Origin of the sequence: Paenibacillus sp. D2_2 (assembly GCF_031199965.1) — a bacterium.
Lineage (GTDB): Bacteria > Bacillota > Bacilli > Paenibacillales > Paenibacillaceae > Fontibacillus.
In genome coordinates this window covers 5230878-5245752 of record NZ_CP133605.1, presented here as the reverse complement: position 1 = coordinate 5245752, position 14875 = coordinate 5230878, and the positions used below count along the sequence as shown (strand labels likewise).

Annotated in this window: 12 protein-coding genes, 4 pseudogenes and 1 riboswitch; all 16 genes and pseudogenes read left to right on the top strand. The window is 47.4% G+C overall.

Translation table 11 applies throughout. From position 1 onward, the window contains the following. Positions 1 to 54 precede the first annotated feature (54 nt). Positions 55 to 921 (top strand): DUF72 domain-containing protein, encoded by an 867-nt coding sequence (locus RE628_RS26915; protein WP_309156417.1) that lies wholly within the window; start codon positions 55 to 57, stop codon positions 919 to 921. A 137-nt stretch (positions 922 to 1058) separates the two neighbouring features. Next, positions 1059 to 3085, top strand: a pseudogene (locus RE628_RS26910) (Na+/H+ antiporter). A 142-nt stretch (positions 3086 to 3227) separates the two neighbouring features. Beyond that, positions 3228 to 3740 carry a manganese efflux pump MntP gene (locus RE628_RS26905; protein WP_309159584.1) on the top strand — a complete coding sequence of 171 codons (513 nt, stop codon included), beginning with the start codon at positions 3228 to 3230 and terminating at the stop codon, positions 3738 to 3740. A gap of 80 nt (positions 3741 to 3820) precedes the next feature. Further along, positions 3821 to 4420: a low molecular weight protein arginine phosphatase gene (locus RE628_RS26900; RefSeq protein ID WP_309156416.1), complete on the top strand. Its 600-nt coding sequence runs from the start codon at positions 3821 to 3823 to the stop codon at positions 4418 to 4420. Between the two features lie 250 nt (positions 4421 to 4670). Continuing rightward, positions 4671 to 4753: riboswitch (ZMP/ZTP riboswitch) on the top strand. Positions 4754 to 4927: 174 nt separating this feature from the next. Beyond that, the gene (locus RE628_RS26895; RefSeq protein WP_309156415.1) at positions 4928 to 5512 is read left to right on the top strand and encodes a TIGR01440 family protein; all 585 of its coding nucleotides are present in this window, start codon (positions 4928 to 4930) and stop codon (positions 5510 to 5512) included. A gap of 167 nt (positions 5513 to 5679) precedes the next feature. Next, a pseudogene (gene glyA / locus RE628_RS26890) lies at positions 5680 to 6928 on the top strand (serine hydroxymethyltransferase). Positions 6929 to 7427: 499 nt separating this feature from the next. Then, positions 7428 to 8057: a uracil phosphoribosyltransferase gene (gene upp / locus RE628_RS26885; protein WP_309156414.1), complete on the top strand. Its 630-nt coding sequence runs from the start codon at positions 7428 to 7430 to the stop codon at positions 8055 to 8057. 33 nt (positions 8058 to 8090) lie between these two features. After that, a pseudogene (gene wecB / locus RE628_RS26880) lies at positions 8091 to 9288 on the top strand (non-hydrolyzing UDP-N-acetylglucosamine 2-epimerase). A gap of 135 nt (positions 9289 to 9423) precedes the next feature. Further along, the gene (locus RE628_RS26875; RefSeq protein WP_309156413.1) at positions 9424 to 9666 is read left to right on the top strand and encodes an AtpZ/AtpI family protein; all 243 of its coding nucleotides are present in this window, start codon (positions 9424 to 9426) and stop codon (positions 9664 to 9666) included. Further along, on the top strand, positions 9656 to 10036 hold the full coding sequence (locus RE628_RS26870; RefSeq protein WP_309156412.1) for an ATP synthase subunit I: 381 nt from the start codon (positions 9656 to 9658) through the stop codon (positions 10034 to 10036). Before RE628_RS26875 ends, RE628_RS26870 begins: the two co-directional genes overlap by 11 nt. Positions 10037 to 10067: 31 nt before the next feature. Next, positions 10068 to 10892 (top strand): F0F1 ATP synthase subunit A, encoded by an 825-nt coding sequence (gene atpB / locus RE628_RS26865; protein WP_309156410.1) that lies wholly within the window; start codon positions 10068 to 10070, stop codon positions 10890 to 10892. Positions 10893 to 10976: 84 nt separating this feature from the next. Further along, positions 10977 to 11201, top strand: a complete 225-nt coding sequence (gene atpE / locus RE628_RS26860; protein ID WP_309156408.1) for a F0F1 ATP synthase subunit C — start codon at positions 10977 to 10979, stop codon at positions 11199 to 11201. Between the two features lie 111 nt (positions 11202 to 11312). After that, positions 11313 to 11801 (top strand): F0F1 ATP synthase subunit B, encoded by a 489-nt coding sequence (atpF, locus tag RE628_RS26855; RefSeq protein WP_309156407.1) that lies wholly within the window; start codon positions 11313 to 11315, stop codon positions 11799 to 11801. Further along, positions 11798 to 12345 (top strand): annotated as a pseudogene (locus RE628_RS26850) (F0F1 ATP synthase subunit delta). The gene atpF and the pseudogene RE628_RS26850 overlap by 4 nt, the downstream one beginning before the upstream one ends. 15 nt (positions 12346 to 12360) lie before the next feature. Continuing rightward, a complete protein-coding gene (atpA, locus tag RE628_RS26845) occupies positions 12361 to 13875 on the top strand; it encodes a F0F1 ATP synthase subunit alpha (RefSeq protein ID WP_309156406.1) in 1515 nt (504 codons plus the stop codon). Positions 13876 to 13999: 124 nt separating this feature from the next. Further along, a complete protein-coding gene (atpG, locus tag RE628_RS26840; protein ID WP_309156404.1) occupies positions 14000 to 14860 on the top strand; it encodes an ATP synthase F1 subunit gamma in 861 nt (286 codons plus the stop codon). The last annotated feature ends 15 nt before the right edge of the window (positions 14861 to 14875 follow it).

Below are 14875 nucleotides of genomic sequence, written 5' to 3'. Positions count from 1 at the left end.
AAGGGCAGGGAATAGAGGGATTCTAATAAATCAAGAAAAGGAGGCCAGACGGCAATGATTACGATTGGATTGGTAGGCTGGGGAGATCAGGATGATTTGTACTCATTCGGCACACTGGCGAGCCGGAGACTGAGCATGTATGCAAGGCATTTTTCTATTGTGGAAGTGGATAGTTCTTTCTATGCAGTACTTAACCCAGATACGTATCGTCGCTGGCTGGCCGAGACGCCCGCTCATTTTTCATTTTTTCTCAAGGCATTTCAGGGCATGACCGGGCATTCCCGTGGCAAAATGAACTATAGCGGCCCCGGAGAAATGTTCCAGGCCTATCTGGATTCGATTCGTCCAGTCGCCGAAGCGGGACGCTTGAAGGCGATACTGTTTCAATTTCCGCCATGGTTTGACTGTTGTCAGGAGCATGTACGTCAACTGCGGGCGATACGCAAATGGATGGGGAGTTTGCCCCTCGCTATCGAATTCCGCCATCAGAGCTGGTATGCTCCGGAGCATCAGGAAGGAACGATCGCTTTCCTGCGTGAGCAGGGCTGGATCCACACCATATGTGATGAGCCTCAAGTGGGACAAGGTTCAGTACCGGCGGTACTAGTCCCAACCGATCCAGATCTGACATTCATTAGACTACACGGACGCAACGCCGAAGGTTGGGCTCAGAGCGGGGCAGAGAATTGGCGGGAGGTACGCAATTTATATCGCTATAGCCGTGATGAATTGCTGGAGTGGCAGGGCAAGCTAACTGAGATCCAGGCCTTGGGTACTAAGGAGATCTGTATGATCTTCAATAACAATTCTGGTGGGGATGCAGCGATAAATGCCATAGAGATGATGACTATTCTTGGACAGGAGACGGCAGAATTACCACCGCAGCAGCTTGATTTATTCGCAGGAGGAGATTCTTCTTAATACCGGGTAGATGTTAGCCGATTTATATGAAAGACTAGCGTTGAAGGGCAAGCCCTTCTCATGTAGATATGGAATTTATAAGTGGTCGCTCATCTCAGAGTGGCCTCGTTAGAGACTTTCTTATGGGAGGACAACCTATGGAAACATTAGAACTTGTACTTATGATGTTGTGCTTGATCGGAATATCGAATGTGATTAATCGTTTTATACCATCCGTTCCTGTTCCATTGTTGCAGATTATTCTGGGGACAGCCGCGGCGCTGCTACCTTTAGGATTGCATTTGGAGCTGGATACGGAGCTGTTCCTAGTTCTATTCATCGCTCCGCTATTATATAACGATGGTAAGCGGACGCCGAGAGAAGAGCTATGGGAGCTGAGGGCTCCGATTCTGCTTCTCGCGCTTGGGCTTGTGTTTGTTACGGTATTTGCTGGTGGCTATTTTATTCATTGGCTGATTCCTAGCATTCCGCTGCCTGCAGCGTTCGCCTTGGCGGCCATACTATCTCCGACCGATGCTGTAGCGGTCTCTTCTCTGGCAGGCCGTATTCATCTGCCCAAGGGCATTCTCCGCCTGCTGGAGGGAGAGTCGCTGATGAACGATGCCTCTGGCCTGGTTGCATTCAAATTTGCGATAGCCGCCACGGTTACAGGTGTATTCTCGATCACAGAAGCCACTGGCAGCTTCTTATTGATTTCTGTTGGGGACTGGTCTGCGGAACAATTGTCGCCTTCCTGATCGTATGGCTTCGGATGTTCATTCGGCGTCTTGGTATGGAAGATGTGACGATTCATATGCTCATTCAGATTCTAACTCCGTTCGCGATTTATTTGATTACGGAAGGGTTTGGGCTCTCCGGAATTTTGGCTGTTGTTGCTGGAGGGATCGTGCACGCGATAGAGAAGGACCGCACGGAATCGATGCAGGCAGAGCTTGAGGTGGTATCGCAAAATACTTGGTCAGTTATTCTGTATATCCTTAACGGACTTGTATTCGTGGTGCTTGGACTGCAAATCCCTGGAGCTACAGAGACGATACTGCATAGTCCGCATTATAGCAATCTTCAGGTGTTTGGCTTTATTGGAATCATATCGGTAGGCTTAATTCTTCTCCGGTTCATCTGGGTGTATCTATTCTGGGAAGGATCCTGGCTGCTTGGCAGCGGAGACACACTAGAGAGACCGAAGCTAAATTCATCGGTGCTTCTCTCCTTGTCAGGGGTTAGAGGAGCGGTGACTTTAGCCGCGGCATTCTCTATTCCTTACTTCTTACAAGACGGAAGTCCTTTCCCAGAACGGGATTTAATTATTTTCCTTGCGGCCGGGGTCATCCTCTGTTCACTGATCCTTGCCAGTGTTATTCTACCTTTATTATCTAAGTCTGATGATGGCGCGTTGGAAGATGAGGAGAGCCGGGAAAGAGAAGCGCAAACTCGCATGATTAAAGCGGCGATCCAAGCGGTTAAGGAAGCGACGACCGATGAGAATAGGACAGCGGCAAGCTATATCATTTCGGATTACCGTCGTCAGTTGCTTACTATGCATAATAATGAAGATATTATGGATTGGATGAATAGCAAGCGGGATAAGCAATCCATGAAATTGCGGATGATTGCCCTGCAAGCAGAGCGTCGGGAAATCCAAAGCATGCTTGATGGCGGAGAGATCGCAGGCGAGTTGGCCACAAAGATTGAAGAGGGTATGAAACAGATGGAGATGCTCATGTCCAACAAGTTCAAGGTCGCCATGCTGATCTCGGTATATCGGCTCCGTCGCTTTTTCTCGAAGCTGTTCCTGAAGAGCAATAAGAAGCGTATTCCAGCCGGGAGTCTGGATCAGGTTCGCGCACTTCGGGCACGTACGTCCAAGGCGGCGATCCAGGCAATTCAAGAATCGATGAATGATGACAACCGCCAGGCCGCTATGACTCTTCTAGCCCAATACGATGAAGTACAGCAGCGTATGCGAGGCGTTACCGTAGATATTGAAGATGAGGATCTGTTGAATCAATACAAAAATGAGCTTCGAATCCGGGGAATTCAAGCACAGCGGAATGAGGTCCAATCGATGTTCGAAAATGGGGAAATTAGTTGGACTTCCGCCAGTAAACTACGGCAGTATATCAATTACTCTGAAGCAGGGATTTTGACCGTAGGAGAGGAATAATTACACGGGGCACTTCACCTAATGTCATGAATTCAAGGCTTGTCGCATATGGTTGTACAAGTGATTTTGGACAACAGCGATGGGTGGTGACCTGCTTGAATGAGGCCTTGGAGCGACTCGGGAATTGTTGACGATCCTGTTCATGGCAATTGCCTTGGGGATGGATGCCTTTTCCCTCGGAATCGGTGTCGGAGTGAATGGCGTACGGCGCAGGGATGTAATGCGGATCGTCATGACAGTATCCCTCTTTCATATTTTGATGCCAGTGCTTGGGATATTAACAGGCCATTATGTAGGTGAATTGTTAGGTTATTTGACCAAATTTGTGTCTGGTGGCTTGTTGCTGCTGTTGGGCGGACATATGTTATATAGCTCGCTAAAGAGTGGTGCGAATCAGCTCATCAATTACCGTTCCTGGCCCGGCATATTTCTGTTCTCGCTTAGCGTTAGTGTGGATTCCTTCTCTGTTGGCGTCTCCTTGGGGATGTTCCATAGTAATCTGTTATTAACCGTGCTTACGTTTGGTTTGTTCGGTGGGCTCATGTCCCTGTTCGGGCTGGTGCTTGGACGAGGGGTTAGTCGTAGTCTGGGGGATTATGGGGAAGCGATAGGTGGGTCGATCCTTTTCGCTTTTGGATTAATGTTTATTTTTTGATAAAATGAACACTAGTATTTTTGTTTGAACATATGTTTTTATGAGTCCATAATGCTAGGTTCTAATGGAGGTGAATGAGGATGCGAATTTTATTTGTCTGCACGGGAAATACATGTCGAAGCCCTATGGCGGAAGGGATACTCCGCAAGCTATCCAAGGATCGTGGGTTATCGCTGGACGTACGCTCGGCTGGGGTAGCAGCTACTAATGGGGCTGCGATGTCCGCGCATGCCGAAGCTGTACTTAGGGACCAGGGGATTGAGGATCGGATTACTTCGACACCGCTTAGTGAGGGGTTGGTCGATTGGGCCGATTTGATACTAACGCTAACCAGTGGACATATGAAGCATGTCATTCATTATTTTCCTGCAGCAGCTGATAAAATATATACGCTGAAAGAGTATGCGGAGAATGATGTACAAGTGCTCGAAGCCCAAGACGAATTGCATCGCCTTGTCGCGGAGCTGGAGCTTGACCGTGCGCTTGGTAAGGAGCTAGATAAGGCAAGACAGCGGCGGCTTGCTGAGTTAATCCGGCAGATGCCTGCTTACGATATTTCCGATCCTTTCGGGGGTTCCCGGATGGAATATGATAGGGTCGCGTTGGAGATTAGATCCGCACTGGAACGGCTGTTGGACAAGCTAGAGCAGGCTGACTCGGAGAACTCCGGCAAGGCATAGTGATATAGATCATAATAATCTGTTGCATTTATTCAGGGGATGCTTTATTCTAAAATCATAAAAGTGAGTGTTCAAAAAGTCCGGTTTTCAGCACCGAGAAGGTTGGATGGAGCTAGGGCATGAGGAGCGCAGCGTACGTAGTTGGTACGTGAGCACCGGAAGGCCCGGCTAAATTCAAGATTCGATGCCGAGTAACTTTCTGATTTAGCTTCGTGATCAAAAGTGGACTTTTTGAACAACCTTTAAAACGAAGATCCGATGTAACTGGCGACAAGAGTGGGTTAAACCACGATGGAGCATCGGAATATACGGCCGGTCGCCTGGGCAAAGAGCACGACGTGATTCATAGCGTCATGCTCTTTTTTCGTTATTGCTGGACGGTCTACTCTGATGATGAACTGGAGTTCTGCAGTGTTTACGTTTTTTGCCGAATTTAGGTATATAATAAGGACATATGCTTTGATTCCAAGGAATTTCGAACTTCAAATCAGAGGAGAGGTGCCATACATGGGAACGACACATATTGAAGAGATTAGACAGCAGGTTGCAGAGATACTCGAAGAACTATGCGTGACGGCGAAGTTCGGTCCGGGCCATCTGCTCGTTGTTGGCACCAGTACAAGCGAGGTCGCCGGCAGGCGGATCGGTACGGCTGGAGCGGAAGAGGTTGCAGCAGAGTTGTTTGCGGGAATCGATCAGGTTCGACGCAAATACGGCTTTGATGTTGCATTTCAATGCTGTGAGCATTTGAATCGCGCTCTGGTCGTAGAACGCGCAGTGCTTGATCGTCTGCGGTTGACTGAAGTATCGGCGGTTCCGGTGAGGAAAGCGGGAGGTTCCATGGCTGCCTTCGCTTACCGGGAACTGCAAGCTCCTTGTCTGGTGGAGAGTATTGAGGCCCATGGCGGAATTGATATCGGCGAGACTCTCATCGGTATGCATCTGCGCCGTGTTGCCATTCCTTTCCGCTCTACAAGACGCTATGTCGGTGAAGCTCGTGTCACAGCAGCATGGACTCGTCCTAAGCTGATCGGTGGCGAACGGGCGGTATATAAGTTGCCAGACGCAACAGATTCAAACCTATGTGATTAGAGGAAGTTCAAAAAGATCACTTTTGATCACGTAGTAACTCAGGAAGTGATTGAACACTATTTTAAGAGGAAGTTCAAAATCTCCACTTTTGACCAAAGTAAATCAGAAGCGGGCTTGTGCAATGATGTTAATTTATTCTTTTTTTAATATAAGGAGGCAACTTACCAATGGATCAATTGAGAAAGCAAGACCCGGCTGTGCTGGAAGCAATGAACCTGGAACTGAAGCGTCAACGCAACAACATTGAGCTGATTGCGTCGGAGAACATCGTTAGCGAGGCAGTTATGGAAGCGATGGGCTCGGTTCTGACGAACAAATATGCAGAAGGTTATCCGGGCAAACGCTACTACGGAGGTTGTGAGCATGTCGATATCGTTGAGGATATCGCGCGTGACCGTGCGAAGGAGCTGTTCGGTGCTGAGCATGCCAACGTGCAGCCGCATTCTGGAGCTCAAGCGAACATGGCCGTATATCTCGCTGCTCTGAAGCCTGGAGATACAGTACTTGGTATGAATCTGGCCCATGGCGGCCATTTGACACATGGAAGTCCTGTTAATGCATCTGGCTTGCTCTATAACTTCGTAGCTTATGGTGTGCAAGAAGATAGCTTCCTGATCGATTATGATGAAATCCGCAAAGCGGCTTTCAAACATCGTCCTCGTCTGATCGTTGCCGGTGCAAGTGCTTATCCACGCATTATTGATTTTGAGAAAATTGCACAGATCGCTAATGATGTAGGCGCTTTGTTCATGGTGGATATGGCGCATATTGCCAGGTCTGGTCGCTGCTGGCTTGCATCCAAGTCCAGTGCCTCACGCTCACTTTGTAACGACGACAACACATAAAACATTGCGCGGACCACGCGGCGGGATGATCCTGTGCCGTAAGCCTTGGGCTGCTGCTATCGACAAAGCGGTATTCCCAGGTTCACAAGGCGGACCTTTGATGCATGTGATTGCTTCCAAAGCTGTCGCTTTAGGTGAAGCACTGCAGCCGTCATTCAAAGTATATGCCGAGAATGTGGTGAAGAACGCAAAAGTGCTGGCTGAGACGCTGATCTCGGAAGGGCTCAACCTCGTCTCCGGCGGTACAGACAACCACTTGATGCTGATCGACACTCGTAACCTGAACATCACGGGTAAAGACGCGGAGCATGTTCTCGATTCCATCGGTATTACAGTGAACAAAAATGCGATTCCTTTCGATCCGACGAGTCCTTTTGTAACCAGCGGTATTCGCATCGGAACTCCAGCAGCAACCTCCAGAGGTATGGACGAGGAAGCGATGAAGGAGATCGGTCGCATTATTGCTACGACCTTGAAGTCTTCGCAAGATGAAACGGTTCTTGCTGACTGCCGTACCCGTGTGTCCAATTTGACAGATCGTTACCCACTATATTCAGAACTTACCTATTAATTATAGAGGTAGTTCAAAAAGTCCGCTTTTGATCATGAAGTAACACTGTGAGCTTATACGACATTGAATTTTGAATTCAGCCGGGCCTAAGCAAATGCTTCCGAGGTCGTTTTCTACGAAAACGTGTAGCTCCGCTCCTCAGTCCCTAGCTTCACTCAACTGCAGCGTTTTGAAAAAACGCACATCGGAAGCATAAGCTTCGGTGCTGAAAACCGTACTTTTTGAACACTCAATTATAAGACCCTTTTGAAAATGCCAAACCGGGAAGCAATGCTTTCCGGTTTTTTTTACCATAAAGTGATAAATAGCTGAATGTAGGCAGGTGGATCAGGGGACTATAGGAGATAGTTCATTTTTTGAAAGATTTGCAACATGCATAAGTTTGGGTGAAAATGCATTGGCGAAAGTGATATAATATACGAGATTTGTGGAGCATTTACTCGGAAGTATGTCGCCGCAACCAGAATTGAAAGTTATACACAACCATCGGAGGGATATAATGGGAAAATTAATCGTATGTGATCACCCTTTAATTCAGCACAAATTAACGTTCATTCGAGACATGAACACGAATACGAAGGATTTTCGTGAATTAGTTGATGAAGTGGCCACTTTGATGGCTTATGAGATTACGAGGGAGATTCCGCTTGAGACAATTAAAGTGCAGACTCCTGTGACTGAGACAGAAGCCAAGGTAATCTCCGGGCGTATGCTCGGTTTGATTCCGATTCTGCGCGCGGGTCTTGGTATGCTTGACGGGGTACTGAAGTTGCTTCCTGCGGCGAAAGTGGGTCATGTTGGTCTCTTCCGTGATCCTGAGACTCTGCAGCCTGTGGAATATTATATTAAGCTTCCTACAGACGTACAGGAACGTGAGTTGATTGTTATCGACCCGATGCTTGCTACAGGCGGTTCGGCGATTGCTGCGATCGATGCGCTGAAGAAACGTGGCTGCACGCAGATCAAGATGATGAACCTGATCGCTGCTCCAGAAGGAGTTAAGGCGGTACACGATATCCATCCAGATGTAGATATTTACGTAGCTGCACTGGACGAGTGTCTGAATGATCATGGGTATATTATTCCTGGACTTGGCGATGCAGGTGATCGCTTGTACGGAACAAAATAGATCATGAAGTGATCATGAGAAAGGAAAACGAACATGTCTAAAATTAAAGTAATGACGATCTTCGGAGTCAGACCTGAGGCTATCAAGATGGCTCCGCTTATTCTGGAACTGAACAAGCATCCTGAGGACATTGAGTCTGTGGTATGTGTAACTGCCCAGCACCGTGAAATGCTTGATCAGGTGCTGGACGTGTTCAAAATTGTTCCTGATTATGATCTGGATGTAATGAAGCCAAATCAGAGCCTGAATGAAATTACAATTCGGGTGCTACAGGGTCTCGAGGGCGTGTTGCGAGAGGCAAAGCCGGATATCGTTCTTGTACACGGCGATACCTTGACGACATTCCTTGCTAGCTATGCCGCATTCCTGCAGCAAATTAAGGTGGGTCATGTTGAGGCGGGGCTGCGTACCTGGAACAAGCTCTCACCTTATCCGGAAGAGATGAATCGGCAATTGACCGGAGTCTTGGCTGATTTGCACTTTGCTCCAACGGACTGGTCGGCAGGTAATTTGCGTAAAGAGAATAAATCGGAGTCAGCAATATATATCACAGGCAACACCGTTACGGATGTGTTTCAATATACAGTACGGCCGAATTATAACAATTCTGTGCTGGAGTGGGCCGCCGGAAAGCGGCTTATTCTGATGACAGCCCATCGCCGCGAATCGCAGGGACAGCCTCATATGAACATTTTCCGTGCTGTGAAGCGCATTGCCGATGAATTCGAGGACGTAGCGATCGTCTATCCGGTTCATCCAAGTCCTGCGGTTAAGAACGGCGTATGAAACTTTGGGTAACCATCCCCGTATACAATTGATTGATCCTTTAGATGTTGTGGATTTGCACAATTTCTATCCACACACTCATCTAATCCTTACGGATTCCGGCGGTTTACAGGAAGAAGCGCCGTCTTTTGGCGTACCTGTACTTGTGCTTCGTGACACAACTGAGCGTCCGGAAGGGATTGAAGCGGGGATACTGGAGCTTGTCGGCACTGATGAGGAGATGGTGTATGAACGGACGAGAGCGTTGCTGACTGATAACGAACTTTATAACTCTATGAGCAAAGCAGCTAATCCGTATGGAGATGGACAAGCATCAAAGAGGATTGTCAATGCAATACGTCACCATTTCGGCGCTATTGACGAACGTCCTGAAGAATTTCACAAAAAGTTCACAAAATCACTAAAATACCTTTTGATCACCAAGCATAAAAAGTATACAGTATAACTGTATGGTGTATGCATTCGCGCTTAATTTGCAAGGGCATATTTATCATTCTTAAGGTATTTGGCAATGTAAATGCTTAATTGACAAAGACTGTTCACAATTAGTAAAATGATTGAGGATGTCAGGGTGATAATTATGAAAGATCCGACGAAATCCGACGATAATAATAGTGGATGGAAGGCTGTTGGTTTAGTGACGGCCCTCGGGATCGAACTTGCTGTATGCACCTTCGGAGGTTTTTATCTGGGATCCTGGTTGGATAAGATCTGGTTAGGAAACGGGCTTGGTATCGGGCTTGGAGTACTGCTAGGAATCATCATAGGAATCCTGGGTATTATAGCTCTGATCAAGACGGTCATGGGGGGAAATGATGGATGAGTTGTCGAAATACCGCCGTGCTTTGACAATCGGGACGCTTATTCTACTGACTCTTTGTTTCTTGGGTGGCGCATTGCTGCCTGAACATCAGAGTATCCTGCTAGGATTGGCGCTAGGTGCTGGAGTAAGCTGGCTCAATTCGTATTATTTGGGCCGCAAAGTGCGCCAGGTTTCCGAAGCGGCTGTCAGCGGTGGGTCGAAGAGACTCAGTATGGGATTTTTAACCCGGGCTGCTCTGGCTATTCTTGCGGTATATGCCGCTTTGAAGAACCCGCAATACCTTAATGTGTATGCGGTTGCCGGAGGACTTGTTTTTGCACAATTGTATCTACTAATTGTTGGTATTAGATTTTCTCGTAAGTCACAATAGGGCATTCAACTGAGAATGGGGGTGAGAGAATATGCATGAAGCTCCAGTCATAGCGTTGGCCGGTATACGTGTCGACCTATCTATTGTTTTGATGCTAGTCGTTACTTGTACAATCGTATTTGTTATCGCAAAATTGGCAACACGCAATTTATCTGTTGAGAATCCTGGTAAGCTGCAGAATTTTATGGAATGGGTTGTGGAGTTTGTCCAAAATATGATATCCAGTACGATGGATTGGAAGAAGGGTAAACCCTTCCTATCTCTAGCAATGACCATGATTATGTTCATCTTCGTTGCGAACCTGCTCGGTCTACCATTCGGTGTTGTTACTGAATATCATGACCCAGCCGATGCGAAGATCTTCGGTCATGAGATTACAACCGTAACCGACAAACTTCATGAAGAACAAGCAGCTCATCCTGAAGAAACGGCTGAAGCTGAAGTTGCTTGGTGGAAATCACCGACCGCTGATGTCAGTGTAACGATGGGATTAGCTTTACTCGTATTTCTACTATCCCATGGACTTGGATTGGTTAAGAATACGAAGAACTATCTAAAACATTATTTTGAACCATATCCTATCTTTTTCCCTATTAACTTGATTGAGACGCTGTCTAAGTTTGTTACACACGGGATTCGTCTATTCGCGAATATCTTCGCGGGTGAGGTGCTGATTGGAACGATCATGACTCTGGCCAAAGCCGGTGTTGTCGGTATGATCTTCTCGATTCCGCTGATGATGGCATGGCAAGGCTTCAGTTTGTTCATCGGTGCGATTCAGGCATTCGTCTTTGTTATTCTGATGATGGTATATATTTCGCAAACCCTTCAGACGCACGATGAAGAACATCATTAAGAGTTAGATTCAAGTTAAGTGGAGCAAAGCTTCATTCTGACTGAACATAAAACATTAGATATTTATTTTAAGGAGGATATACAAATGGGAGCAATGGCATTATTGGCAGCAGCTATCGTAGCAGGTTTGGGCGCGTTCGGCGCAGCAATCGGTAACGGTCTGGTTATCAGCAAAACAGTAGAAGGAATGGCACGTCAACCTGAAGCTAAATCGACTTTACAGACTACGATGTTCATCGGGGTCGGCTTGATCGAAGTACTTCCGATTATCGGTGTGGTTCTTGCATTTATGTTCTTCGGTAAAGCTTAATAATTGAATTTAAAAAGAACTGGCGGGGAAGGCCACAGCCGTCCGCGCCTTCTTTTTAGCTCTCGTGGTCAAGACACGCATTACGGAAGCTTCGGAAAGGAGTGACTAAGTTTGAATTTCGTATGGGAAAACACCGTCATCTCGATGATCGCGATCGGGATTTTATACTGGCTATTAAACAAATACGCTTTTGGTCCGCTGTTCTCCGTGATGGAGAAACGCCGTGAACTGGTGAAGCAACAGCTTGATGAAGCAGCGCAAACCAGAGAGCAGGCACACACTTTTGTGGAGGAACAAAAAGCGGCTCTTCAAGATGCGCGTAAAGAAGCCTATGAAATTATCGAACAGTCCAAGCAAACCAGTAACAAGCAGGCTGCTCATATTATGGAGGAAGCGAAGAGCGAGGCATCTCGTCTCAAGAACGAAGCGATTCGCGACATTCAGAGCGAGAAGAACAAGGCAGTCGAACAACTCCGCAGCGAGCTTGGCTCTGCGTCTGTGAAAATTGCTTCTAAACTGATCGAACAAGAGGTCAGTGAAGACAAGGTACAAGGTGAGTTGGTTGACAAGTACCTGAAAGAAGTCGGTGGACGCTCATGAGTAGCGAGGTTGTAGCAGCTAAGCGGTATGCCAAGGCGTTGTATGAGATTGCGGTACAAGAAGGCCGCGCTCTAGAGGTAGAGAAGGAATTGAAGGATCTGGTTTCTGCCTTTACAGCAGGGGACGAAGTTGCTCAATTTATTGCTTCACCAAGAATCACTGTGGAGACGAAATGGGAGACAGTTTCCCAGGCTATTGAAGGCAAATTGTCTAGACCTGTGGTCAATCTCATGAAACTTCTATTGGAGCGTGGACGTACCGAGTTGTTGCCGAATTGCTGGAGTCTTATATCAAAATCTCTAGTGATGCTCTGGGTATTGCGAATGCGATCGTCTATACGACATATCCTTTGAATGAGAAGGAACAAGAGCAGGTAGCCGCCGAGTTTGGCGGACTCGTAAATAAGAAGATTCGCGTCGAAAACGTGGTCGATTCTAGCCTGTTGGGCGGAATGAAAGTAAGAATTGGCGATACGTTGTATGACGGAAGTTTATCCGGCAAGCTGGAACGGCTTGAAAAGTCTTTTCGAAGACAAGCACTGTAGATAGGGGTGAAAGTCTTGAGTATCAGACCTGAAGAGATCAGTACACTGATTAAAAGTCAGATCGAACAATATAAATCGGAAATTGAAGTTGCCGAAGTCGGCACAGTCATCCAAGTTGGTGACGGTATTGCCCGTATTCATGGCCTCGAGAATGCAATGGCCAACGAGTTGCTTGAATTTGAAAATGGCGTATATGGTCTAGCGCTCAACCTTGAGGAAAGCAATGTCGGTGTCGTTATCTTGGGACCATACAGCGCAATTCGTGAAGGGGATCAAGTAAAACGTACCGGACAAATTATGCAGGTTCCCGTTGGGGACGCATTACTCGGACGCGTAGTTAACCCGCTGGGACAGCCGGTGGACGGTAGAGGTCCTATCGAGACTTCGGAATTCCGTCCTGTTGAGAATAACGCGCCAGGCGTTATCGACCGGAAATCCGTTCATGAACCGATGCAAACGGGAATCAAGGCAATTGACTCCATGGTTCCAATCGGCCGCGGCCAACGGGAACTGATCATCGGTGACCGTCAGACCGGTAAGACCGCTCTGGCGATCGATGCGATCATTAACCAGAAGGGCAGTGGCGTAAAATGTATCTACGTTGCTATCGGTCAGAAGCAATCTACTGTAGTTAACGTAGTTGAAACTTTACGCAAACATGGGGCACTTGATTATACCATCGTGGTAACGGCTTCCGCATCGGAACCTTCACCGCTCTTGTATATCGCTCCTTATGCGGGCGTTGCTATGGCTGAGTACTTCATGTACAAAGGCGAGCATGTCCTAATTATCTATGATGACTTGTCGAAGCAAGCTGCGGCTTACCGCGAATTGTCCTTGCTGCTTCGTCGTCCTCCAGGTCGTGAAGCATTCCCAGGTGACGTATTCTATCTGCACTCCCGTTTGCTGGAACGTGCAGCTAAGTTGAGCGACGAGCTTGGCGGTGGATCGATCACTGCGCTTCCTTTCATTGAGACGCAGGCTTCTGACGTATCCGCATATATCCCGACTAACGTAATCTCAATTACGGACGGTCAAATCTTCTTGGAGTCCGACCTGTTCTATTCCGGCCAACGTCCGGCGATCAACGTCGGTATCTCCGTATCCCGGGTAGGTGGCTCGGCGCAAATTAAGGCGATGAAGAAAGTAGCGGGCACGCTGCGTCTGGATCTGGCGCAATACCGCGAGCTTCAAGCGTTCTCCCAGTTCGGTTCCGACCTGGATAAATCGACGCAAGCGCGTTTGACCCGCGGTTCGCGTATGATGGAGATTCTGAAGCAAGGTATTCACCAACCGCTTGCAGTAGAAGAGCAAGTCATTAGCTTGTATACGGCAGTTAAAGGTTACCTTGATGATATTGAGGTTAGCGATGTACGCCGCTTTGAGTCCGAATTCCTCAGCTTTGTGAAGAACCAGCATGATGATGTCCTGCAATCGATTCGCGATACGAAAGATTTAACTGCGGATAACGAAGAGAAGTTGAAGGAAATCATCGAGAAGTTCAAGAGAGGTTTTGCCGGTTCCGTATAAACGAATAATTGATTCATAACGGGCCCTGGCTCCATGCCGGATCGCCGGTTTGTGATTATGTAGATTTAAGTTAATGCTTACGATGTTAACTTTGGCTCGGCCAAAGTTCTAAGGTGGTGAAATCATGGCAAAAGGGATGCGCGAAATAAAACGCCAGATCAAGAGCGTTCAGAATACTCGGCAAATTACGAAAGCGATGGAGATGGTTGCTTCCGCCAAGCTTAGAAAAGCTCAGGAGACAGCTCAATCTTCTCGTCCTTACGTTGAGAAGCTGAGAGAAGTTGTGTCCAGCATCGCGACCGGTTCGAACGGAGTCTCTCACCCGATGCTCGTCTCACGTCCTGTGAAGCGTACGGCGTATATTGTAATCACTTCTGATGGTGGGCTAGTTGGCGGATACAACGCTAACATGCTGCGTACAGTTACGGATTTTATCAAAGAAAAGCATGCTTCTAAAGACGAATATGGTCTGTTTACGATTGGTCGTAAAGGCCGTGATTATCTCAATCGGCGTAATTATCCCATTGTTCAAGATGTGACGGATTTATCTGACACTCCGAAATTTGCTGATATTAAATCTCTGGCTTATGCGGCTGTTCAAGGCTTTGAACACGAAGAGTATGACGAGGTTTATCTCTGCTACAGCAAGTTTATCAATGCGATTACGCAGATGCCGACGGTTGACCGTTTGCTTCCTTTTGAAAGTGTGGAGCACCATGGTGCAACAGCAGAGTATGAATACGAGCCATCGCCTGAAGGTGTGCTTGAAGTCCTTCTGCCTAAATATGCAGAGACCCTCATTTTTGCTGCACTATTGGAAGGTAAAGCGAGTGAGCTTGGCGCGAAGATGACTGCGATGGGCAGCGCTACGAAGAACGCTACGAAGATGATTAATGAACTTACCCTGACATACAACCGTGCTCGCCAAGCGGCGATTACTCAAGAGATTACAGAAATCGTTGCCGGAGCAAACGCGCAAGGATAAGTAAGTAACTAGGAG

Coding starts and splice junctions, on each gene's coding strand:
- RE628_RS26915 (WP_309156417.1), top strand. CDS start 55: ATGATTACGATTGGATTGGTAGGCTGGGGAGATCAGGATGATTTGTAC.
- RE628_RS26905 (WP_309159584.1), top strand. CDS start 3,228: ATGGCAATTGCCTTGGGGATGGATGCCTTTTCCCTCGGAATCGGTGTC.
- RE628_RS26900 (WP_309156416.1), top strand. CDS start 3,821: ATGCGAATTTTATTTGTCTGCACGGGAAATACATGTCGAAGCCCTATG.
- RE628_RS26895 (WP_309156415.1), top strand. CDS start 4,928: ATGGGAACGACACATATTGAAGAGATTAGACAGCAGGTTGCAGAGATA.
- upp (WP_309156414.1), top strand. CDS start 7,428: ATGGGAAAATTAATCGTATGTGATCACCCTTTAATTCAGCACAAATTA.
- RE628_RS26875 (WP_309156413.1), top strand. CDS start 9,424: ATGAAAGATCCGACGAAATCCGACGATAATAATAGTGGATGGAAGGCT.
- RE628_RS26870 (WP_309156412.1), top strand. CDS start 9,656: ATGATGGATGAGTTGTCGAAATACCGCCGTGCTTTGACAATCGGGACG.
- atpB (WP_309156410.1), top strand. CDS start 10,068: ATGCATGAAGCTCCAGTCATAGCGTTGGCCGGTATACGTGTCGACCTA.
- atpE (WP_309156408.1), top strand. CDS start 10,977: ATGGGAGCAATGGCATTATTGGCAGCAGCTATCGTAGCAGGTTTGGGC.
- atpG (WP_309156404.1), top strand. CDS start 14,000: ATGGCAAAAGGGATGCGCGAAATAAAACGCCAGATCAAGAGCGTTCAG.